Source organism: Paeniglutamicibacter antarcticus, from assembly GCF_039544305.1.
Lineage (GTDB): Bacteria > Actinomycetota > Actinomycetes > Actinomycetales > Micrococcaceae > Paeniglutamicibacter > Paeniglutamicibacter antarcticus_C.
This window is the reverse complement of record NZ_BAABLK010000006.1, coordinates 117655-137343: the sequence shown is the minus strand read 5'-3', so window position 1 is coordinate 137343 and position 19689 is coordinate 117655. Positions and strand designations below refer to the sequence as shown.

Sequence of the window (19689 nt, the reverse complement as noted above, 5' to 3'; positions counted from 1 at the left end):
TTGCAGGGCTTCGATTCGCCCAATCGAGCATTCCTTGCCGACTTCGGTATCCCTTTGTTACCAAGGGCGGGTCATTGGCCGGTCTTGACGCGTTGTTCGAAGGCGATGTCCAGTGCCTCGAGCACCGAGGAGACGGTAAACACACGGATGGAGTCGGGGATATTCTTGGGCGGGTGCGGCGAAGCGGGGACCATGGCGTAGCGGAACCCGAGCCGTTCGGCCTCGATGATGCGCCTTCCGATCTCCGGTACCGGCCGGACCTCTCCGGCCAGGCCGACTTCGCCAAAGGCCACGAACTGCGGAGGTAGCGGATGGTTGTGCATGGACGAGGCCAAGGCGAGTGCAGTTGCCAGGTCGGTTGCCGGTTCGCTGAGCTTCACCCCGCCCACGGTGGCCACATAGGAATCCAAGGATCCTAGATCCATCCGCGCGCGGGACTGGAGGACGGCGAGGATCATTTGGGTCCTTGCCGCATCCAGTCCGCTGGTGGCCCTGCGTGGATTGGCTGCAGCGGCCCGAGAGAGCAGGGTCTGGACCTCGGCGACCAAGGGCCGGCGGCCCTCAAGGGTAACGGTGATGCAGGTTCCGGGGACCGGGTCCTTGGTGCGGGTGACGAAAAGCCCCGAGGGGTCGGCAAGGCCCTGAATGCCGCCCTCGGTCAAATCGAAGCAGCCGACCTCGTCCGTGGGGCCGTAGCGGTTTTTCAGTGCCCGCAGCAGGCGTAGCCGGGAGTGGCGCTCGCCGTCGAACTGGCAGACCACATCCACGAGGTGTTCAAGGAGCCGCGGTCCGGCAATCGAGCCATCCTTGGTCACGTGGCCTACCAGGATGGTCGTCATGTTCCTGCGCTTGGCGGTGTTGATAAGGGATGCGGCGACCTCGCGGACCTGGGAAATACCTCCGGCGGTCCCGTCGACCTCGGCCGAGGCCAGGGTCTGCACCGAATCGATGACCAACACCTCTGGATCGATCTTTTCGATCTGGCCCAAGGCGATGCCCAGATCGGTCTCGGCGGTCAGATAGAGGGTATCGGCCATCGCATCGATGCGTTCGGCCCGTACCTTGACCTGTGCGGCCGATTCCTCGCCGGTGATGTACAGGACCCTGCGGTCGGTGCGTGCAACGCGGGCGGCCACATCGAGCAGCAGCGTCGACTTGCCCACCCCCGGCTCCCCGGCCAGCAGGATCACCGCGCCGGGCACCAAACCGCCGCCGAGCACCCGGTCGAGTTCCTCCACGCCGCTGCTGCGGTAGGAAGCTGCGCTGGCATCGACCTCGCCGATCGGCTTCGCGGGGGAGGCGACCGTGGTTGCTGCGGTAGTCTTGGCGCTGACTGCGCCCATTTCCTCCACCGTGCCCCAGGCCTGGCATTCCCCGCAGCGGCCCACCCACTTCACTGTGCTCCACCCGCATTCCGCGCAGCGGTACGTGGGGGTGGACTTGCTACGGGGGTTCTTTGCCATGTGCAAGATAATAGTGCCCGGAACCGACACTTCGCCTCCGCGAACCCCGGGGTTTCGCTACAGGCGCGGCAACGTCGCCACGGCATCATCGTGCCTGGCGCCCGTTGCCTCGAGCAGGTCAACGACGAGCGGGCGCAGCAGCAAGACCATCCCCTCTCCCTGCAGACCGCTGACCTGCAGCGTCTTGGGATCCAGCCGGGCCGCACACTCGGAAAGCTCGCGCTTGGCGCGCCCCACCGCCCGCTGGTACCCGGACTCGCTGGTTTCCAGGACCGCGTAACCAAAAGCGTCAACGGCCTCGGCCAGTTCCATCAACAGGCTTGATACGGCTTCGACACCGCGATCGGTCAGCGCTCCATGGGTGATCACCGTGGTCAGCCGACGGGCCAGGACGCGTGAATTGCGCACCGCAAGGTCGGTCTTGTCCGCCGCGACCTTCAGCCGGTCCAGGTCCGTTCTGTGCCGACGGTGCGCCGGAGCGAGTGTGGCGACCTCCCGGGCGATGTTCAGCGCGGCCGGCAGTGAATCCATGAGCTTTTGGGTGCCGCGGGCGCGAATCAGTGCGTGGAAAGCCAGGGTGGAATCCGAGGAGCCGACCGCGCGCCCGCATTCCTGCAGCACCCCGGAGAGCTCCGCGAGAAGCTTGCCGAGTTCGGCCATGGGGGTGCGGCGTGGATCGCGGGGGAAGCTCATGAGGATCAGCAGGCCGCACAGCGAGCCGATCAGCGCATCGAGTGAACGGCTGAACGGGCCGGCGGCACCGAGCGGCAGCAGCACAACGAGCACCGACTGCAAACCCAGCTGCGTCGTGAAGATGGGACCCGAATCAAGGAACCTGGCAAGCAGCAATGAAACGAAGAGTACCAGCGCGGCCTGCCACAGGCCGCTTCCGAAAAGCGTCAGCAGCAGGTCCCCGATGGCCACGCCCAAGGTGCAGCCGATAGAGACCTCGAGACCTCGGCGAACCGTGGTCTGTGTCCCGAACCCCAGGACCAGCAGGCCGCTGGTCGCCGCGAAGATCGGGGCGTCGTGGCCCAGCAGGTGTTCGGCGATCCAATACGCAAGGATCGCTGAAACGGTCATCTGGATGATCTTGGGCAACGAGGTGCGCGCCCGGTGGGCACCGGCACGGTTGCGGCGCTTGATGAACGCCCATGCCCCACTCGCCGAAGATGCGATACCCATGGGGACCAGTCTGTCACGCTCCGGGCGCAGAAGGACCAGGCGCGGGATATGAGGCGAAACACCCGGCAGCCACGGTTTTGTTCATCTTGTGTTCACCTTCATAGCGTCAGCTGGTCACTTCCGGGGCCTAGCTTCGAAGTGAGGCAAGACGCCGGCGTGCGTATTGCCGGGTACGAACAAGGACGATTCGTTCCATCACCGACAGGCATTTGAAAGAGGACTACTCGTGAAGCTTCATCGCATTGGCCCAGTGGCTGCTGTTCTTACAGTCGCCGCCCTCGCACTGACAGCCTGCGGCTCGGACAGCCCGACAGCAACTGCCGACACGGCCGCCTCCAACCCAGGTTCCTCCGCAGCGGCGGTGTCCGGCACCCTGACCGGTTCCGGGGCATCCTCGCAGAAGTCCGCCATGGAGGCCTGGAAGTCAGGGTTCGAGGCAGCCAACGCCGGAACCATGGTCCAGTACTCCCCCGACGGCTCGGGTGCCGGCCGCAAGGCGTTTTTGGCCGGCGGTGCACAGTTCGCAGGTTCGGACGCCTACCTGAAGGACGAGGAGCTCGAGGCCTCGAAGCAGGTCTGCGGCCCCGAGGGTGCTTTCAACGTCCCGGCCTACGTTTCCCCGATCGCCGTGGCCTTCAACCTGCCCGGGGTGGAGACGTTGAATCTCGACGCGGCAACGATCGCGAAGATCTTCAAGCTCGAAATCACCAAGTGGGACGACCCCGCGATCACCGCGCTGAACGAGGGTGCATCCCTTCCGGAGACGGCCATCACCGTGGTGCACCGCAACGACGAATCGGGTACCACCGAGAACTTCGTCGACTACCTTGCCGCCACGGCCAAGGACGTGTGGGGCTACGAGGTCTCCGGGGACTGGCCCAAGGACCTGGCCAGCGAAAATGCCAAAGGCACCTCGGGCGTCGTGGCAACCACCACCGCGACCGAAGGAGCCATCACCTACGCAGACCACTCCGCCGTGGGCAAGCTGGGCACCGTGAACGTGAAGGTCGGCGAGGAATACACCAAGATCTCCTCCGAGGCCGCTGCCAAGGGTGTCGAGGCCGCCACTCCGGTGTCCGGGCGCAGCACGCTGGATATGTCCCTTGACCTCAAGCGCGACACCACCGAATCCGGGTCATACCCGATCATCCTGGTCTCTTACCACGTGTTCTGCTCCAGCTACAAGGACCAGGCAACCGCGGATTTGGTCAAGGGCTTCGGTGAGTATGTGCTCTCGGATGCCGGCCAGAAGGAAGCAGCCGCTTCGGCCGGCAACGCGCCGCTCTCTGCCAAGATGAGCGAAGCGGCCATCAAGTCGATCGAGTCGATCAAGGTCGGTTCCTAGCTTGTGTTTGCGCCCGCCGGGGGAGTTCGAGCAATCGATATTCCCCGGCGGGCACAGTAACATCGCACTTGCCCCCTCCACCATCCCCGCGCACACGGCCACACGATCCCCCTAGAACCGCGTGCACAACTTCCAAAGGCTCACCCATATGACAACCAACGCGCTTCGGCGCAACGGATCCAAGGGCCAAGCCGGAGACAAGGTGTTCTCCGGTGCCGCGCTTGGCGCAGGCATCCTGATCCTCGTAACCCTCCTTGCGGTGGCGGTCTTCCTGTTCATCCAGGCGCTGCCCACTTTTACCGCGGACCCCGCAATGGTCACCGGCGGTGAGGGCTTCGGGCGCTACATCTTCCCGATTGTCGTTGGCACCGTCATCGCAGCGGGTATCGCGCTGCTGATAGCCACCCCCGTGGGGATCGCCGTCGCCCTGTTCATCTCGCACTACGCCCCGCGGCGCCTGGCCGCGGGGCTTGGCTACGTCATCGACCTGCTGGCCGCGATCCCCTCGGTCATCTACGGCGCCTGGGGATACCTGGTGCTGGCACCGGCATTGGTTCCCTCCTTCGCATGGCTGGCCGAGAACCTCGGCTTCATCCCGATCTTCGCCGGCCCGGCTTCGCAGACGGGCAAGACCATCTTCACCGCCGGCATCGTGCTGGCCGTGATGGTCCTTCCCATCATCACCTCGCTGAGCCGCGAGATCTTCCTGCAGACCCCGAAGCTGCATGAGGAGGCCGCGCTGGCCCTGGGTTCCACGCGCTGGGAAATGATCACCATGTCGGTGCTTCCCTTCGCACGGCCCGGGATCATCTCGGCCGTGATGCTCGGCCTGGGCCGTGCCCTGGGCGAGACCATGGCCGTTGCCCTGGTGCTCTCCACCGGCGGAATGATCCCGTCGCTGATCAAATCCGGCAACCAGACGATTGCCGCGGAGATCGCGTTGAACTTCCCCGAGGCCTTCGGCCTGCGCCTTTCCGAGCTGATCGCCGCAGGCCTGGTGCTGTTCGTCATCACACTGGTGGTCAACTTGATCGCCCGGGCCATCATTGCCCGCCACAAGGATTTCTCGGGAGCCAACTGATGAGTACCGTGACCACAAGCAAGAACACCAACGATTCACGCAACAAGGGCCCCCGGCCGCCGATGGCCCGCAAGCGCAACTCCCTGGCCAAGGGCCACCTGCCCCGGTGGGGCATCCCGGCCATCGCTGCCGGCTCGCTGATCCTGGGCGCCGCCGGCTCGACCCTGGGCGGCTTCTCGGTAGCCACCCTTGCGATCTACACCGCAATCATCTTCGTCGTGGCCTCGACCCTCATCATCACCGCGGTGGAGGGCAAGCGCCGCGGGCGGAACGCCCTGGCCACCAACCTTGTCTACGCCGCGTTCCTGCTCGCGCTGGTCCCCTTGGTCAGCGTGCTGTACACGGTGCTTCAAAAGGGACTGCCGGGCATGAACATGCACTTTTTGTTCCACTCCATGAACGGGGTGACCGGTGCCATCGACAACACCAGCGTCGAAAACGGCACACCGGTGTTGGGTGGGGCTTACCATGCGGTGATCGGCACGCTGCTGATCACCTTGTGGTCATCGGTGATCTCGGTCCCGGTGGGCATGCTCACCGCCATCTACCTCGTCGAATACGGAAAGAACGGACCCCTGGCGCGGGCCATCACCTTCTTCGTCGACGTGATGACCGGGATCCCCTCGATCGTTGCCGGCCTGTTCGCCACCGCGTTGTTCGCGGTGCTGCTGGGCCCCACCGCCCGCATGGGAATCGTTGCCGCGGTGGCCCTGAGCGTGCTGATGATCCCCACGGTGGTCCGGTCCACCGAGGAAATGCTCAAGATCGTTCCCAACGAGCTGCGCGAGGCCTCCTACGCACTGGGGGTGCGCAAATGGCGCACCATCACCAAGGTCGTTGTTCCCACCGCGATCTCCGGCATTGCTTCCGGCGTGACCCTGGCCATTGCCCGGGTGATCGGCGAAACGGCCCCGATCCTGGTCACCGCGGGGTTGGCGAACAACATTAACGTGAACGTCTTTGCCAACTGGATGGCGACGCTGCCGACGTTCATCTACTACCAGATCCTCACGCCGACCTCGCCGACCAACGTGGATCCATCGATCCAACGCGCCTGGGCCGCCGCACTGCTGTTGATCGCCATGGTCATGGTGCTGAACCTTGGCGCCCGCCTGGTTGCCGGCCTGTTCGCCCCCAAGAAGGGTCGTTGAGCCAAACGGCTCCGACCTTTTCGACAAGACACCCAAACTCCCTAAGGATCACCATATGTCTAAGCGCATCGACGTCAAGGACCTGAACGTCTACTACTCCAGCTTCCTGGCCGTGGAGGACGTCAACATCGAGATCGAAGCGAAGTCGGTGACCGCGTTCATCGGACCCTCAGGCTGCGGGAAGTCGACCTTCCTGCGCACGATCAACCGCATGCACGAGGTCATCCCCGGCGGCCGCGTCGAGGGAGAGGTGCTGCTGGACGGAGACAACCTCTATGAGGCGGGAGTCGACCCGGTGACGGTCCGCAGCCAGATCGGCATGGTCTTCCAGCGTCCCAACCCGTTCCCCACCATGTCCATCAAGGACAACGTGCTCGCCGGGGTGAAGCTGAACAACAAGAAGATCTCCCGTTCCGACGCCGAGAACCTGGTGGAGAAGTCGCTGCGCGGGGCCAACCTCTGGAACGAGGTCAAGGACCGGTTGGACAAGCCCGGTTCCGGGCTCTCCGGCGGACAGCAGCAGCGCCTGTGCATTGCCCGCACCATCGCAGTGAAACCCGACGTGATCCTGATGGACGAGCCGTGCTCGGCCCTGGACCCGATCTCCACGCTGGCGATCGAGGACCTGATCAATGAGATGAAGAACGATTTCACCGTGGTCATCGTTACCCACAACATGCAGCAGGCGGCGCGGGTCAGTGACAAGACAGCGTTCTTCAACATCGCCGGGACCGGAAAGCCGGGCAAGCTGATCGAATACGCGGAAACCGCGCAGATCTTCTCCAACCCGTCGGTGAAGGCAACCGAGGACTACGTCTCAGGCCGCTTCGGATAACCCCGCACCGGGGAAGCAAAGCAGTACAAGGATTCGCCGACGGGACCGATGGTCCCGCATCGGCGGTACCGGAAGCGGGATCTTCCGGGGGGTCCCTGGAGGGGGATCGCGACGGCGGGGCCACGCGCAGCACTCTTGTGCGCAGCCCCGCCGTCGCTTCGTTTAACCGGGTTTGGGCCGTACGCCGTTCGGCGGTCCCTGGCGTGGGTAGGCTGTTCATCGAACCCCGATCCACAAGCAGAAGGACAAAAAGCGTGAACCAAGATTCCGGTGTTTCCCGATACCAGGGCAAGGCAGGTGACCTGCATGGATTCATCGTTGCGGCGATGGCCGCCGTCGGGGCCTCCGGGCCCGATGCCACCTACATGGCCGACCAGCTGATCGACTCCGAGCTGGCCAACCATCCATCGCACGGAATGCGCAGGCTTCCCGAATATCTCGACCGTGCGCTGAAGGGATTCGCGCAGCCCGGTGCCACGGCCTCGATCGAGCTGGACACCGGTTCCCTGGTGCGGATGAACGGGAACGGCACCTACGGGCACTTTGCGCTGCGCGATGGGACCGCGCTGGCCATCGAGCGAGCCAAGGCGAACGGGATCGCCGCTGTAGCGGTGCGCAACAGTGAATACGCCGGCAGGCTTGCCCCTTTCTGCGAGGAAGCGGCAAACGCCGGAGTTGCCACCCTTGTCTTCGGGAACAACAACGGTGCCGGACAGGTCGTGCTGCCCCCGGGCGGCACCAAGGCACGCCTCTCGACCAATCCGCTGGCCGCCGGGGTGCCGCGGCGCAGCGCACCGCACCTGGTCATTGATTTCGCCACCAGTACGGTTGCCTCCGGCCGATTGGCCGAGGAGCGCGACCGCGGCACGGAGCTGCCCGGCGAATGGGTAAGCCCCGAGGGGCTGCTCAAGACCTTTGGCGGCTTCAAGGGATTCGGGCTGTCCTTGCTGGTGGAAGCCCTTGGCGGGGCGCTGACTGGCTCCGAGACCGTCTCGGAGCGGAAAACGGCCGACCACCAGGGAACCCTTATTATCGCGATCGACGTGGCGCAGCTACGCGAGCTGGACGGCTTCACCGCGCAGGTAGAGGAGTTCATCGCCCACGTGAAATCGAGCCCGCTTCAGGAGGGCGTCGCACCGATCCGGGTACCGGGCGAGGGCTCATCGCTGCGCAGCGGGGACTCCCGGGAGCAGTTGGTGGGCGTGAACGCCAAGACGTGGGCTGCGATGGGCCGGATCGCGGTGGAGCTGGAGCTGCAAATGCCCGAAGGCACCTTGGTCCGCTAGCGACAGCAGAAGGGGGCTGCTGGTTCTCGCGCCTCAGCTCACCAACGGGTGCATGGCAAGGTAGAGGATCCCGCCGAGAAGTGCGCAGACCAGTGGCGTCGCAAGCCAGTTCCGCAACACCTTGTTGACCTGCTGCCAGGTGACCGATTCGAAGCGCTGGTTGGTTCCGGCCCCGACGATTGAACTGGTGACCGCCTGGGTGGTGGAGATCGGCAAGTGGATCAGCATGGCACCGAAAAAGAGCATCGCCGCGGAGACGGTCTGGGCCACCATGCCACGCAACGGGTCGATGTTAACCAGCCTGTAGGCAAGGGTGTGGGCGATGCGCCAGCCGCCGAAAAGCACCCCGGCAGCCAGGCAACCGGCACCGAGCAGCTGGGGGCCGAGCATGATGGCCCCGGGCTGGGCGGCACCGGCGGTGACCAGGGCCAGGGTGAGCATGGCGCCGGTGCGCTGTCCGTCCTGAAGCCCGTTGCCCAGTGCCACGGCACAGGCCGCAACCGCCTGCCCTGCCCTCGATACCCCGTTGACGTCCGAAGCCGTTGAATGGCGCACCAGCCAGGTGACGGGGATGACCAGCACCCAGGAGGCGGCAAAGGCGAACAGCGGGGTGAAGAGGAGCGGCAACAGCACGCCGCCGGCAAGCATTCGCCACGCGTCATGCACGCCGTCGTTACCCAGCAGGGCGGACGCGCCGCTGGCGCCGGCAAGGGCTGCGATCAGCGCGTGGGTGGAGGAAATGGGCAGTCCCCGCCACCAGCAAAACAGTCCCCAGGCGCCGCCGGCAAGCAGCCCGGAGAGCAACAGCGCCAGGCCGGGGATGCCGTCCGGGACGCCGAGTTCCACTGCGGAGACCAGGTAGACGCCGAAGCTGGTGGAGGCCATGGTGCCGACGAACGTGAAAAACGCTGCCACCAAGACGGCGTAGGTCGGGGTCAATGCGCGGTTGCGCACGGCGACCGCTATGGAGTTGGAGGCGTCGCGGAACCCGTTGAGGAACGCGAACGCGCAGGTGCACAGGAGCACCACGAACATCATGAAGGATTGGCCGCTCAACACGTCTCGCTCAGGATTCCTTGACCAGGACGCGTCCGAGGTGGTCAGCCACGGCCCGCAGGGATTGCGAGGAGGCAAGGAACTGCTCGGCCACCGAACGATGGCGGATGATGGTTCCCGCCTTGCTCAGCTCCCCGATTTCACCCACCCAGGTCCGGTGGGTGCGGTGCGCGCGCTTGGAAATTCTTACAAGGTCAAGCCACAGGTCTTCCAAGTCGTCCAGGCGTTGGAGCTGGGCCAGTGCCTGGGTGGTCAGCTCGGCCTGCCTTCCGATGAGTTCGAGCTGTTCGGCGGCGCGGTGCGAAAGTTGCCGGTTGCCCAGGTGGGCGATCAGTTCGCCGGCACCGCTGAGCTGTTCGACGGACTCGTGCAGCAACCGGGAAAAGGTGTAGACGTCCTCGCGTGGCAAGGGATTGACGTAACTGGTGCGCAGGTGGGTGAGCACCGCGTAATGGAGATCGGTGGTCTTGACCTCCGAGGCGTTCAATGCCTCCAGCAGTACGGTGGCCTCGACGTCGGAGCCAAGCATTTCCGAGAGCACGCCAACGCATAGATGGACTTCGGTGGCCAGGTCTCGCAACAGATCGATACCGCGCGTGTCCGAAGGGAACAAGCTAAACTTCACGAGGAATACCACCGGCTGGAAAACGGAAAAGCGGGACGTTGCCCAGTTTACGCATCGAAGGTTAACAAGCCCGACCGTGGCGTCGTGAAGCGTGTCCTGCCGGCCGCGTGCGGCCGGGAAAGTGTACGGTGCCGAACCGGGAGCGCCTCTCGGCGGAAGGCCGCTCGTAGCGGCTGAATTTTGGAGCCCGGGGCTGCCGCGGTCCGGCACCGTGCTTACAGCTTTCTAGGAAACGGGTCTTCCTGTCAACCCGGTGGCGCGGTCTTCGCGATCAGCGTCAAACGCGGAAGCCTCAGTCCAGTTCCCCGCGTCGCCAGGAAGCAGCAGCGTATTCAAGGTCCTCGGCTGTCTTGAGTAGGGAGTGCGCCCGGGAAGTCATCAGGGTGGCTCGTTCCGGATGGGCGAACTCCGCATCGTCGGCCTGCCCTGCCTGGCCCAGGGCAATGACCCGGCAATAGGCGGCGGTGCGTTCCAGGGCGACGTCGAACTCGCCGTCGAAGGCGCCCGTGAGGATCGAACTGGTCATCGCGGACAGCTCCTTGGCCCCCGGCGGTTCCGCGGCGCCTGCCACCACGCGTTCGACCTGCGCCTGGTGGGCCCCGGAGGTAAAGAAAGATGCCATGGTTTCGGGATTGTTGATCGTTGCGGCACGGATGGCATACAGCCGCCACAGGGCCCCGGGAAGGGAGCGGGCAGGAGCCTTGGACCACAGTTCGGCAATGGCTTCCAGTCCCTCGTCCTCGGAAAGGCGCACCAACCGTTCACGGACATCCGGATCCTGGTTGAGGGTTCCTGCCTGCACCAGGGCGTGGGCGGAGAGGTGCGCCGCCTCGGAGACACGCGCCGGATCTGCGCCGCCCTCGAAGGGATCGAAGTCGACCGGAGCGAAGGGCTTGGGCTTGTGGTGGCGGAAGGTCGTTGCGGGGGGAGCCAAGGCTGGGTGGAACTGCATGGGCACGAGGATACTCTGCGCGGCTGGGTACTCACCCATCGGCGGGTAGGGAAACCGACCCGGAAGCTACATGCGTGGCCACCAGGGCTGTGACGGTCCCGCCCAAGGCAAGGCCCGCAAGCACCACCAGCTGGAACTGGGCGGCCTCCAGGGCGGAGGCCCCTCCGAAGAGGGCGCCGACGAAGGCCCCCGGCAGGGTCACCAGCCCGGTGGACTTGGTTTGGTCGAGGTTGGGGATCAATGCCTCGCGCACGGCGATCAGCCGCGGAAGGTCCGTGGCTGTTCGTGGCAGCGCACCCAGTGCCAGCCAACCCTCGACCTCATCGCGCCGGGTGCGCACATTGGCCAGGTAGTGGCGCAGCGAGAGCGTGGAGACCGTCATGCATCCGCCGATAACGATCCCCGCCACGGCGATGACTGACGTAGGGCCCAGCGAGACAAGGCCGGTGCCAAGGATGATGGTTATGGACAGCACCGCGCCGCTGGTGGTGCCGATGACCGCGGAGCGAGCGCCCAGGGGCAGGGACGCCGCCCGTCGGGCGGTGGTCAGTGACGCCGTGGCGAGCATCAGGATGATGAACAGCACCGCGGTCCACGGAACCGAGTCGACTCCGCGCAACAGCAACGTGACTGCCGCCAGTTGCACGCCGGCCCTGATCACCGCAACGAGCGGAAGTCAACCCAAGCCTATGCCCGCCCGCGCGAGCAATCCGCTGGCCAGCAAGACCATGGCAAGGATGACCATCGCAAACCTCAGGTATTCGAACACGTGTTGAATCTAGCAAGGTTGTCCAATAAGGGACGAGTTATCCGCTAATATAGTTGTTGGCTAAGTGCCAGTCGCGCCTTTAGCTCAGTTGGTAGAGCACTGGACTTTTAATCCATTGGTCGCGGGTTCGAGCCCCGCAGGGCGCACAGATAAGCGGTTTTGACTTGTTGGAATACAAGTCAAAACCGCTTTTTTGTTCCATTGGCGGCCTTGGCGCAACGAGGCTCGGCCCCTTATCGCATCTGGAACCCGACGCCGAGGAAGACTAGGGAAGCGATCGGGAGCATCCATGAGACCAGGATTCCCAGGATGCTGGAGGTGGCCTTCTGCTTTCGTTCCTGGGCCGGGTTGCTGAACGGCTCCTGGATGCTGTCGTCGCCGTCCTTGGCGAAGGAGATGGTGCTGAGGGTCGAAGCAGAAACCATGATTGCGCCTGTTACCACCAGCACCAGGCCCGGGTTGATGGAAAACCATGCGTCGGCGTGCGCCTTCGGGGCGCTGAGGGCGGAAAGGACTCCCGTTGTCCCGCAAACCACGATGAGTGCAAAGGCCATCCAGAGGTGACGTACCAACTTATCGAGATATAGCCGGATGAAGGCTGCCGCGGCGGCCGGGAATGCGAGCCATGCCAGTTGGGCACCACCGAGGTCCAACGGTTCACGTGCCACCCATGGCGCGACGGCTTGGGAAAACATCAGGAAAGCCAAAAGTCCGATGACGGATCGGAACACCGTCCTCTTCACGGAGATGGGTTCGGTGCTCGTGGACAAGTCCAGGCTTGCGGCGTACTCGGCGGGTGACCCGAATGCCTCCTGTGCGCTTTCGCCCGAATCAGCAAGAAATTCCTTCACGGTGGCTAGGGTGTCGCCGATCCCGGGACCGGAGACATCGCGAAGCCGCAGCTCAATGGTGAGCGTGTCGAGCCATTTCTGTTCCTGGGTGGTCTTCATTGCTGCTCCCTGGTTGCTGATGGTGTTTTGTTCCCTGCGAGGAAGGTGGTGGTGACCTGGGTGAAGGAGTGCCACGCCGTACGTTGGCGTGCCAGTTCCTTTTGCCCCGAGTCCGTGAGTGAGAAGTACTTGCGGCCCGGCCCGCCATCCCCTGGCCGCCATTCGACCTCAAGGAAACCAGCGGTCTCGAAACGGGTCAGCAGCGGGTAAAGCGTTCCGCCTTTCACCTTGCCGAGTCCGGCCTCGGCAAGCGCGGCGATGATCGCGTATCCGTAGGTGGGGCCGGTTTCCAGAGCTTGGAGGGTGCATAGGCCCAGTGCTGCGCGAAGCCAGTCGCTGGGCCATTCGGCACCTGCCTGGCCGGGGTCCTGGATGGAGGTCATAACTAGACAGTATGTCTAACTAGTATGCGTGTCAACGACTCGTGTTCCCCGAATCCCGAGGCCCGGATGCCTGCATTGCGAGTCCATGGGTGTTGCACGGTGAGCCATGGCCCGGATATCCTTGCCATGTCAGGCGGAGCGTTTCTGTAGTTTCCGCCGTCGCTCTAAAAATGGGCGAAACCCGGGTTTGTTGCCCGAAGACGAATATGGCCTTGAATTATCTTGCTACATTCGAAAGACACAAAATGCCTACAGTTTCAGCTGTCGTTTCCCGTGCCCTTTTAACCTGCACCTCAGAGATCTTCGGTGTCATGGGAAACGGGAACGCCCACTTCCTGGACGCTGCAATGCGCACCGGCTTCCGCTTCACCGCCGTCCGGCACGAATCTGCCGCAGTCACCGCCGCCGACGCCTACTTCCGGGTCGCCGGGAAGCTGGCCATCGCCACGACTACCTACGGCGCCGGCTACAGCAATGCGATCACCCCGCTGGCCGAGGCCGCCAAGGCCCGGATCCCGATGGTGCTGGTGACCGGGGACCAGCCCTCCACCGGAGCCCGCCCCTGGGACATCGACCAGTCGGCAATCAGCAGCGCTGCGGGTGCCACGACCTTCACCGTCGACAGCCAGCGCCCCATGGCCATCGCGTTCGAGGCAGTCGCACACGCCCTGCGTGAGCGCACCGCGGTGGTCCTCTCGATTCCTTACGACATCGTCGCGGATGCCGCGGCAGAGGAATCCGCGATGTCACTGGAGGACTTCGGGCTCGACCCCGGTTACCCCCTCGCCGCCGAGCAAATGCTCACCCAGGCCGCCTCCGCCTTGAATGAAGCCAAACGCCCGCTGGTGCTCTACGGCCGCGGGGCACGCCTTGCCGGTGCCGCACAGTCGATCACCGCGCTCGCCGACCGCCTCGGTGCGTTGAGCTCCAGCACCGTCCTTGCCCCCAACCTCCTGGCCAAACGGCACGGGGACCTGGGGATCACCGGAGGGTTCTCCTCGGCGGAGACCGCGGCCTTGGTCCACGAGTCCGACGTCGTCCTTGTCCTGGGGGCGAGCCTGAACCAATTCACCACCCGGTTCGGGCACCTGTTCAACGACGGTGCCCGCGTCATCCAGGTCGATGTCACCGAATCGGCGACCAACCCCCGGGTGGACGCATTCATCCGCGCCGATGCCGCCGCTCTCGCCGATGCCCTGCTTGGGCGGGTCCACGAACGCGATGCCGGAGGGCGGTGGGTCGATATGGTTCCCGAACGTCTGGCCAAGACCAACGATCATGCGCCGGGGGAGGCGACGGCACCGGACGGACTGCTCGATCCACGCGCCGTAGCACGGGAGCTGGAGGGGATCATCCCCGAAGACCGGGTCATCGTCCAAGACGGCGGGCACTTCATCGGATGGGGCCCCATGTACTGGTCCGTTCCGGGCCCGCACGCACTGAGCCTGGTCGGGACCGCCTACCAAAGCATCGGGCTGGGCCTTGCCTCCGCCGTGGGCGCCGGCGCCGCGGCACCGGAATCCACGATCGTGTTGGCCAGCGGCGACGGCGGGTTCCTCATGGGCCTGGCGGACCTGGAATCGGTCATCCGCTCGGTGCGCAGTGGCATCATCGTGATCTACAACGACGCAGCCTACGGTGCCGAGGTCCACCAGTACGGCTCGATCGGGCTGCATGAGGGGCCCATGCTGATCCCGGAGGTCGACTTCGCCGCGGTGGCCCGCGGACTCGGAGCCCAATCGAAAAAGGTCCGTTGCCTCAAAGACCTCTCCGGGCTGCGGGACTGGGTCGCCGACGGTGCGCACGGGATCTACCTTGTCGACTGCCGGATTTCCCCCGAGGTGCGTGCCCCGTACATGGAGGAAGTCTTGGAGGCCAACCGCAAGGCGGCGGCCCTCGTTCGGGGCTAAGCCTTCGGGTATCCGCCCGGCGCAGCAGAGAGCGGGGTTCGCCGGATGAAAAACCGGCGAGTTGATAAAATACTGACCTACCGGAAAGTAGGGTAGGCCCCTAATGTTGAAAAGGTGCGATATTCGATCTGTGCGGCAGTGGCCGCGGCAACATTGGCAGCGCTGGGCCCAGGGGCGCTCGCTCCCGTGCACGCCAACGCCATGACTGAAGCGAGGCCCGCCGCCATGCATCTGGACCACAGCGCCCCCATGCCGTATGCCGAGCCCCCGGGCGTCACCGCCCGGGGGCTTCGCGTGGCGACGTTCAACGCCTCGCTGAACCGCCAGCGGCCCGGGCAGCTGGCCAACGACCTCGCTACGCCCCTGGACGCCCAGGCCCAGGCGGTGGCACAGATAGTGCAGCGCACCGCACCGGACGTGCTCCTGCTCAACGAATTCGATTATGACGCCAAGGGCGCCGCGGCGGAGGCGTTCAAGGACAACTATCTGGCCAGGTCCCAGGGCGGGCAACCATCCATCAACTACCCCCACGTCTACGTGGCACCGGCAAACACCGGAATACCCAGTGGTGCAGACCTCGATGGCAACGGCATCGTCGGAGGACCCTCCGATGCCTTGGGCTACGGCGACTTCGAGGGCCAGTACGGGATGGTGCTCTTCTCCATGTACCCCATGGACACCGCCAACATCCGCACCTTCCAGAACTTTCTGTGGCAGGACATGCCTCACTCGCAGCTGCCCACCCAGTACTACCCCGAACTGGTCCGCTCGATCCTTCCCCTGCCCAGCAAATCGATGTGGGACGTGCCGATCACCGTTGGGGAAAAAACGATCCATGTCATTGCCGCCCACCCCACCCCGCCGGTGTTTGACGGACCCGAAAAAAGCAACAAGACACGCAACCACGACGAAATCCGGCTCATCAACGACTACCTGGGGGCGCAGGACGGGGCCGGCGGCTACATCTACGACGATGCCGGAAAGCGCGGGCCGCTGGCACCGGGAAGCGACTTCGTGGTGCTGGGAGACCTGAACTCGGACCCGTCCTCGGGGGATTCGGACCCCGCGGCCATCAGCGCGCTACTGGCCAACCCGCTGCTGGTCGATCCGCTTCCCTCCGCACCGAGGGAGAACGGGACTTCCGCCAGAGGCCTCGCCGGGGTCATCGGCAGCGTGCTGGGAACCGCGGACTTCGGCCGCGAGGGCGCAGGTGTGCTGCGCGTTGACTACGTGTTGCCGGCAGCCACGCTGGGCGTGCGCGGCTCTGGGGTCTACTGGCCGCGTACCGGGCATGCCGAGGCCGGACTGGTCTCCGGCTGGCCGCCGGCCAGCAGCGACCACCGGCTGGTCTGGATCGAGCTGGACCTTCAGGCCTAGAGGGCGTAGACGGCGAAAGGCCGCAATCCCCTTACCTGAGGGGGTGCGGCCGTTCGTCTGTGCGAGGGGCCCCTGATGCTAGCGGACCTTCTCCTGGGCCGGTGAAGGCTCCTTGGCCTTCTCCGTGTCCGCGGCGGCGCCAACCGGAGTTTGCAGCGCATCACGGACCCTGGTGCGGCGCTGGGCCAGGGCATTGAGCACCCCGATGGCCGCCGTGAGTCCCAGCGTGGCGGCCAGCTGGGTGCGGCTGGCCGGATCGAAGAGTGCAAGAATAACGATTCCCGTGAGCATCACCAACGCCAGGATTGAAAGGTAGGGGAAGCCCGGCATTCTCACCGGCAGGTGGATCTCAGGGTCCCTGTCCGCCCGCACGCGCAGGATCAGCTGTGAGAGCGCAATGAATGCCCAGGTGACCAGCAGCGTGGAACCCACGGCATTGAGCAGCATCGGCATAACCAGATCCGGAGCCACGTAGTTCATCACCACTGCGACCGAACACAGGATCACCGAGGCGATAACAGCCACGTACGGGGTGTTGCCCCGGCTGCGCACCTGGATGGCCTTGGGTGCTATCCGGCGCTCGGAGAGCGAAAGCAGCATCCGGGAGGCGGCGTAGATGTTGGCGTTCATGGCTGAGAGCAGGGCAATGACCACCACCAGTGCCATGATCGTGTCGAGCCACGGGATGTTCGCCAGGGTGAGCACCGCGACGAACGGGGAGGCGGCAAGCTCCGGTGAGTACCAGGGCAGGACCGAGACCATTACCAGTGCCGAGCCGACGTAGAAGACCAATACGCGGAAGAGCACACCGCGCACGGCCTTGCGGATGGAAGTCCGAGGGTCATCGCTTTCGGCCGCGGCGATCGCCACGATCTCGATGCCGCCGAAGGCGAAGACCACCATCAGCAGCCCGGCGCACAGCCCGACGACCCCGTTGGGAAGGAAGCCGCCATGGGCGACCAGGTTGGAGAACCCGGTGGCTTCGACCCCGGGAAGGAGCCCGAAGACCAGGGCCACCCCGATGCCTAGGAAGGCAATGATGGCGGCGACCTTGAGGAAGGAGAACCAGTACTCGAACTGGCCGAAGCGCGCGACGTTGGCCAGGTTCACGGCGGTCAGTGCCCCAACGAAGATCAGCGACCAGGTGCCTTGGGAAACCCCGGGGAACCAGCCCCCGACGATGGCTGCGGCACCGGTGGCCTCGGCGGCAATAACGATGATGCCCTGGACCCAGTACAGCCAGCCGATGGTCGCCCCGGCGTTGGGGCCCATCGCCTTGGTGGCGTATACGGAGAATGAGCCCGAGGAGGGGTTCGCCGCAGCCATTTCGCCAAGCATGTTCATCACCAGGATGACCAGGAGCCCGGCCAGCGCGAAGGCGAGGACGGCGGCGGGGCCAGCCATCGCCACGGCCTGGCCCGATCCAATGAACAAGCCGGCGCCAATGGCCCCGCCAATGCCCATCATGGTGATCTGGCGGGAATTCAGGCTCGCGGACTTCGGGGCGTTGACGGCCTTAGACATGTGCGGGTGCATCCTGAAGGGCGGAAATGACGGCACCGGCAATTGTCGCATTGGCCTCGGGGGACCCGATGGAGATCCTGATCCCGTCGCCGGCGAAGGCGCGTGCCCAGATGCCTGCGGCACGCAGCGCAGCGTCCACCTCCATCGTCGCTTCCCCCGTGGAGAGCCAAATGAAGTTGGCCTGGGAGTCGGTGACATTGATTCCCGCGGCGCGCAGTTGGCCCAGCAGGGCCTCGCGTGCGGTGATGAGTTCGTCGATGCGCTCCTGCAGCTCGCCTTCATGTTCCAGGCTGAGTACCGCTGCTCGCTGGGCCAGCGAGGTGACGCCGAAGGGGATGGCGGTCTTGCGCAGATTTGCGGCAACCTCGGACGGGGCCACCGCGTAGCCGATGCGCAGCCCAGCCAGCCCGTAGGCCTTGGAGAAGGTGTGCAGCACGGCGACGTTGGGGTAACGGTGGAAAAAGTCCATGCCGATTGCCGAGTCGCCGGAGATGTTGAAATGGACGTAGGCCTCGTCGATGACCACCAGCACGCGGGACGGGACCTTGGCCATGAACGCGTCAACTGCCGCGGTGTTCACCACGGTGCCGGTCGGGTTGTTGGGGTTGCAGATAAACACCAGGGAGGTGCGCTCGGTGATGGCCTCTGCCATTGCGACAAGGTCGTGGGCTCCGTTCCGATCCAGGGGCACCATCACCGGGGTTGCGCCGGCCACGTGGGTGAGGATGGGGTAGGCCTCGAAGGAGCGCCAGGCGAAGAGGACCTCGTCGCCCGGGTTGGTGGTCGCGTGGATCAGCTGACCGGCAACCTCGACCGATCCGGAGCCCAAGGCGATGTTCGATGGTTCCACGCCAAGGCGATGGGCCAGAATGCCGAGAAGCTCGGGGGCGGCGGCGTTGGGGTACTGGTTGATGGTTCCCAGTTCGAGGGCCAGCCCGGCGGTGACCGAGGCCAGGGGCCGGTAGGGGTTTTCGTTTGAGGAGAGCTTGAAGGCCTGCTCTCCGGCACCCGGTGTGGCGCCCTGCTTGTAGGCGGGGATGGCGCTCAGGGAACTGCGCTGGACAATGCTCATGGTGGGGGCCTTCCAAGAAATGTTGCTCGCACGTCTCCGGTGACGCGACTCACATAAGCTAATGAGTTGGACCCGGATAGGTCAACCGCGACACAGAACACCCCACAAGATGTACATAAGGTTCAGGGCAGGGCGCCAATCACTGTACATTCTGTCCGGGGATCGTTCGAGTCGGTGTTGGTCCGCCGCCGTTGCGCATCGAGGTGTCTCGCGACCCTGGCGCCGGATCGCCTGGAGACTCCGGATTGCGTCGTGCGGCCTCGCGTGCCAACGGGATGGTCCGGTTTTCGAAATGGGAGGCCAAGACCACCGTTGAGGAGGAGCGGCCCATGCCCTCGGTCGCGGAGATGGAATCGAGCACCCTTTGCAGGTCGGCCGTGGAGCGGGCCACGATCTTGACGAGGAAGTCGCTCGAGCCGGAGACCGTGTGCAGCTCAAGGATCTCGGGAATCTGCGCAAGTTTCTCGGCCATGCCGTCTTGGCCAAGGTTCTGCTGGATCTGCAGTGAGCAGAATGCTGTGACCGGGTATCCCATGGCCGTCGCGTCGATGTGCGGGGCGATGCGGGTGATCACCCCGGAATCATGCAACCGGTTCAGCCGGTTTTGCACGGTTCCCCGGGCGACGCCGAGGCGCTTGGAGCATTCCATGACACCGATGCCGGGGAAATCGGTGAACAGCTCGATCAGCGACACATCCAACGAATCGATTCTCATGCGCCCAAGT

18 protein-coding genes and 1 tRNA gene are annotated in these 19689 nt (G+C 64.8%); 8 read left to right on the top strand and 11 right to left on the bottom strand.

The features are described from left to right. Positions 1-71: 71 nt before the first annotated feature. Together radA and ABEA12_RS02150 are read right to left on the bottom strand one after the other, a co-directional pair. On the bottom strand, positions 72-1463 hold the full coding sequence (radA, locus tag ABEA12_RS02155) for a DNA repair protein RadA (protein WP_210102210.1): 1392 nt from the start codon (positions 1461-1463) through the stop codon (positions 72-74). Positions 1464-1520: 57 nt separating this feature from the next. After that, on the bottom strand, positions 1521-2648 hold the full coding sequence (locus ABEA12_RS02150; RefSeq protein ID WP_210102209.1) for an FUSC family protein: 1128 nt from the start codon (positions 2646-2648) through the stop codon (positions 1521-1523). 226 nt (positions 2649-2874) lie between these two features. Here ABEA12_RS02150 and pstS point away from each other — a divergent pair, with 226 nt between their 5' ends. The 5 genes from pstS (at position 2875) to ABEA12_RS02125 (ending at position 8346) form a co-directional block, all read left to right on the top strand. Beyond that, positions 2875-3993, top strand: coding sequence for a phosphate ABC transporter substrate-binding protein PstS (gene pstS / locus ABEA12_RS02145; protein ID WP_210102208.1), 1119 nt, complete (start codon positions 2875-2877; stop codon positions 3991-3993). 148 nt (positions 3994-4141) lie between these two features. Further along, a complete protein-coding gene (pstC, locus tag ABEA12_RS02140; protein ID WP_210102207.1) occupies positions 4142-5074 on the top strand; it encodes a phosphate ABC transporter permease subunit PstC in 933 nt (310 codons plus the stop codon). Next, positions 5074-6225: a phosphate ABC transporter permease PstA gene (gene pstA, locus ABEA12_RS02135; protein WP_210102206.1), complete on the top strand. Its 1152-nt coding sequence runs from the start codon at positions 5074-5076 to the stop codon at positions 6223-6225. Before pstC ends, pstA begins: the two co-directional genes overlap by 1 nt. 55 nt (positions 6226-6280) lie before the next feature. Then, the gene (pstB, locus tag ABEA12_RS02130; RefSeq protein WP_210102205.1) at positions 6281-7060 is read left to right on the top strand and encodes a phosphate ABC transporter ATP-binding protein PstB; all 780 of its coding nucleotides are present in this window, start codon (positions 6281-6283) and stop codon (positions 7058-7060) included. A gap of 254 nt (positions 7061-7314) precedes the next feature. Beyond that, positions 7315-8346 (top strand): Ldh family oxidoreductase, encoded by a 1032-nt coding sequence (locus ABEA12_RS02125; protein ID WP_210102204.1) that lies wholly within the window; start codon positions 7315-7317, stop codon positions 8344-8346. A 33-nt stretch (positions 8347-8379) separates the two neighbouring features. On the opposite strand, the gene ABEA12_RS02120 is transcribed toward ABEA12_RS02125, so the two are convergent. From ABEA12_RS02120 to ABEA12_RS02105, 4 genes are all read right to left on the bottom strand, one after another. Next, complete coding sequence (locus ABEA12_RS02120; RefSeq protein ID WP_210102203.1) at positions 8380-9405, bottom strand: inorganic phosphate transporter; 1026 nt, start codon at positions 9403-9405, stop codon at positions 8380-8382. A gap of 7 nt (positions 9406-9412) precedes the next feature. Further along, a complete protein-coding gene (locus tag ABEA12_RS02115) occupies positions 9413-10027 on the bottom strand; it encodes a hypothetical protein (protein WP_210102202.1) in 615 nt (204 codons plus the stop codon). A 292-nt stretch (positions 10028-10319) separates the two neighbouring features. Next, complete coding sequence (locus ABEA12_RS02110) at positions 10320-10979, bottom strand: hypothetical protein (protein ID WP_210102201.1); 660 nt, start codon at positions 10977-10979, stop codon at positions 10320-10322. Positions 10980-11010: 31 nt separating this feature from the next. Continuing rightward, positions 11011-11640 (bottom strand): ABC transporter permease, encoded by a 630-nt coding sequence (locus ABEA12_RS02105; protein WP_345466136.1) that lies wholly within the window; start codon positions 11638-11640, stop codon positions 11011-11013. A gap of 181 nt (positions 11641-11821) precedes the next feature. Here ABEA12_RS02105 and ABEA12_RS02100 point away from each other — a divergent pair. Then, positions 11822-11894: transfer RNA gene (locus tag ABEA12_RS02100), tRNA-Lys, on the top strand. Between the two features lie 87 nt (positions 11895-11981). Here ABEA12_RS02100 and ABEA12_RS02095 read toward each other — a convergent pair. Together ABEA12_RS02095 and ABEA12_RS02090 are read right to left on the bottom strand one after the other, a co-directional pair. Further along, positions 11982-12698, bottom strand: a complete 717-nt coding sequence (locus ABEA12_RS02095; protein WP_210102199.1) for a hypothetical protein — start codon at positions 12696-12698, stop codon at positions 11982-11984. Beyond that, positions 12695-13081 carry a PadR family transcriptional regulator gene (locus tag ABEA12_RS02090; protein WP_210102198.1) on the bottom strand — a complete coding sequence of 129 codons (387 nt, stop codon included), beginning with the start codon at positions 13079-13081 and terminating at the stop codon, positions 12695-12697. The genes ABEA12_RS02095 and ABEA12_RS02090 overlap by 4 nt, the downstream gene beginning before the upstream one ends. Positions 13082-13326: 245 nt before the next feature. Between ABEA12_RS02090 and ABEA12_RS02085 the strand changes: the two genes are divergently transcribed. Both ABEA12_RS02085 and ABEA12_RS02080 read left to right on the top strand, forming a co-directional pair. Next, entirely contained in the window at positions 13327-14991 is a 1665-nt protein-coding gene (locus tag ABEA12_RS02085) for a thiamine pyrophosphate-binding protein (RefSeq protein WP_210102197.1), read from the top strand. A 114-nt stretch (positions 14992-15105) separates the two neighbouring features. Next, positions 15106-16368: an endonuclease/exonuclease/phosphatase family protein gene (locus tag ABEA12_RS02080; protein WP_345466131.1), complete on the top strand. Its 1263-nt coding sequence runs from the start codon at positions 15106-15108 to the stop codon at positions 16366-16368. 78 nt (positions 16369-16446) lie between these two features. Here ABEA12_RS02080 and ABEA12_RS02075 read toward each other — a convergent pair whose 3' ends face one another. The 3 genes from ABEA12_RS02075 to ABEA12_RS02065 all read right to left on the bottom strand — a co-directional run bounded on the left by ABEA12_RS02075 (position 16447) and on the right by ABEA12_RS02065 (position 19679). Next, positions 16447-17892 carry an amino acid permease gene (locus ABEA12_RS02075; protein ID WP_210102196.1) on the bottom strand — a complete coding sequence of 482 codons (1446 nt, stop codon included), beginning with the start codon at positions 17890-17892 and terminating at the stop codon, positions 16447-16449. Continuing rightward, positions 17885-18964 (bottom strand): histidinol-phosphate transaminase, encoded by a 1080-nt coding sequence (hisC, locus tag ABEA12_RS02070; RefSeq protein WP_210102195.1) that lies wholly within the window; start codon positions 18962-18964, stop codon positions 17885-17887. Before hisC ends, ABEA12_RS02075 begins: the two co-directional genes overlap by 8 nt. A gap of 139 nt (positions 18965-19103) precedes the next feature. Continuing rightward, positions 19104-19679 carry an Lrp/AsnC family transcriptional regulator gene (locus tag ABEA12_RS02065; RefSeq protein ID WP_345466126.1) on the bottom strand — a complete coding sequence of 192 codons (576 nt, stop codon included), beginning with the start codon at positions 19677-19679 and terminating at the stop codon, positions 19104-19106. Positions 19680-19689: the final 10 nt, after the last annotated feature.

Bases quoted from the DNA above. Each gene is read 5' to 3' on its own strand.
- pstC (WP_210102207.1), top strand. From the start codon at position 4,142: ATGACAACCAACGCGCTTCGGCGCAACGGATCCAAGGGCCAAGCCGGA.
- ABEA12_RS02090 (WP_210102198.1), bottom strand. From the start codon at position 13,081: ATGACCTCCATCCAGGACCCCGGCCAGGCAGGTGCCGAATGGCCCAGC.
- ABEA12_RS02150 (WP_210102209.1), bottom strand. From the start codon at position 2,648: ATGGGTATCGCATCTTCGGCGAGTGGGGCATGGGCGTTCATCAAGCGC.
- pstA (WP_210102206.1), top strand. From the start codon at position 5,074: ATGAGTACCGTGACCACAAGCAAGAACACCAACGATTCACGCAACAAG.
- ABEA12_RS02085 (WP_210102197.1), top strand. From the start codon at position 13,327: ATGCCTACAGTTTCAGCTGTCGTTTCCCGTGCCCTTTTAACCTGCACC.
- ABEA12_RS02075 (WP_210102196.1), bottom strand. From the start codon at position 17,892: ATGTCTAAGGCCGTCAACGCCCCGAAGTCCGCGAGCCTGAATTCCCGC.
- ABEA12_RS02110 (WP_210102201.1), bottom strand. From the start codon at position 10,979: ATGCAGTTCCACCCAGCCTTGGCTCCCCCCGCAACGACCTTCCGCCAC.
- ABEA12_RS02095 (WP_210102199.1), bottom strand. From the start codon at position 12,698: ATGAAGACCACCCAGGAACAGAAATGGCTCGACACGCTCACCATTGAG.
- hisC (WP_210102195.1), bottom strand. From the start codon at position 18,964: ATGAGCATTGTCCAGCGCAGTTCCCTGAGCGCCATCCCCGCCTACAAG.
- pstB (WP_210102205.1), top strand. From the start codon at position 6,281: ATGTCTAAGCGCATCGACGTCAAGGACCTGAACGTCTACTACTCCAGC.
- radA (WP_210102210.1), bottom strand. From the start codon at position 1,463: ATGGCAAAGAACCCCCGTAGCAAGTCCACCCCCACGTACCGCTGCGCG.
- ABEA12_RS02065 (WP_345466126.1), bottom strand. From the start codon at position 19,679: ATGAGAATCGATTCGTTGGATGTGTCGCTGATCGAGCTGTTCACCGAT.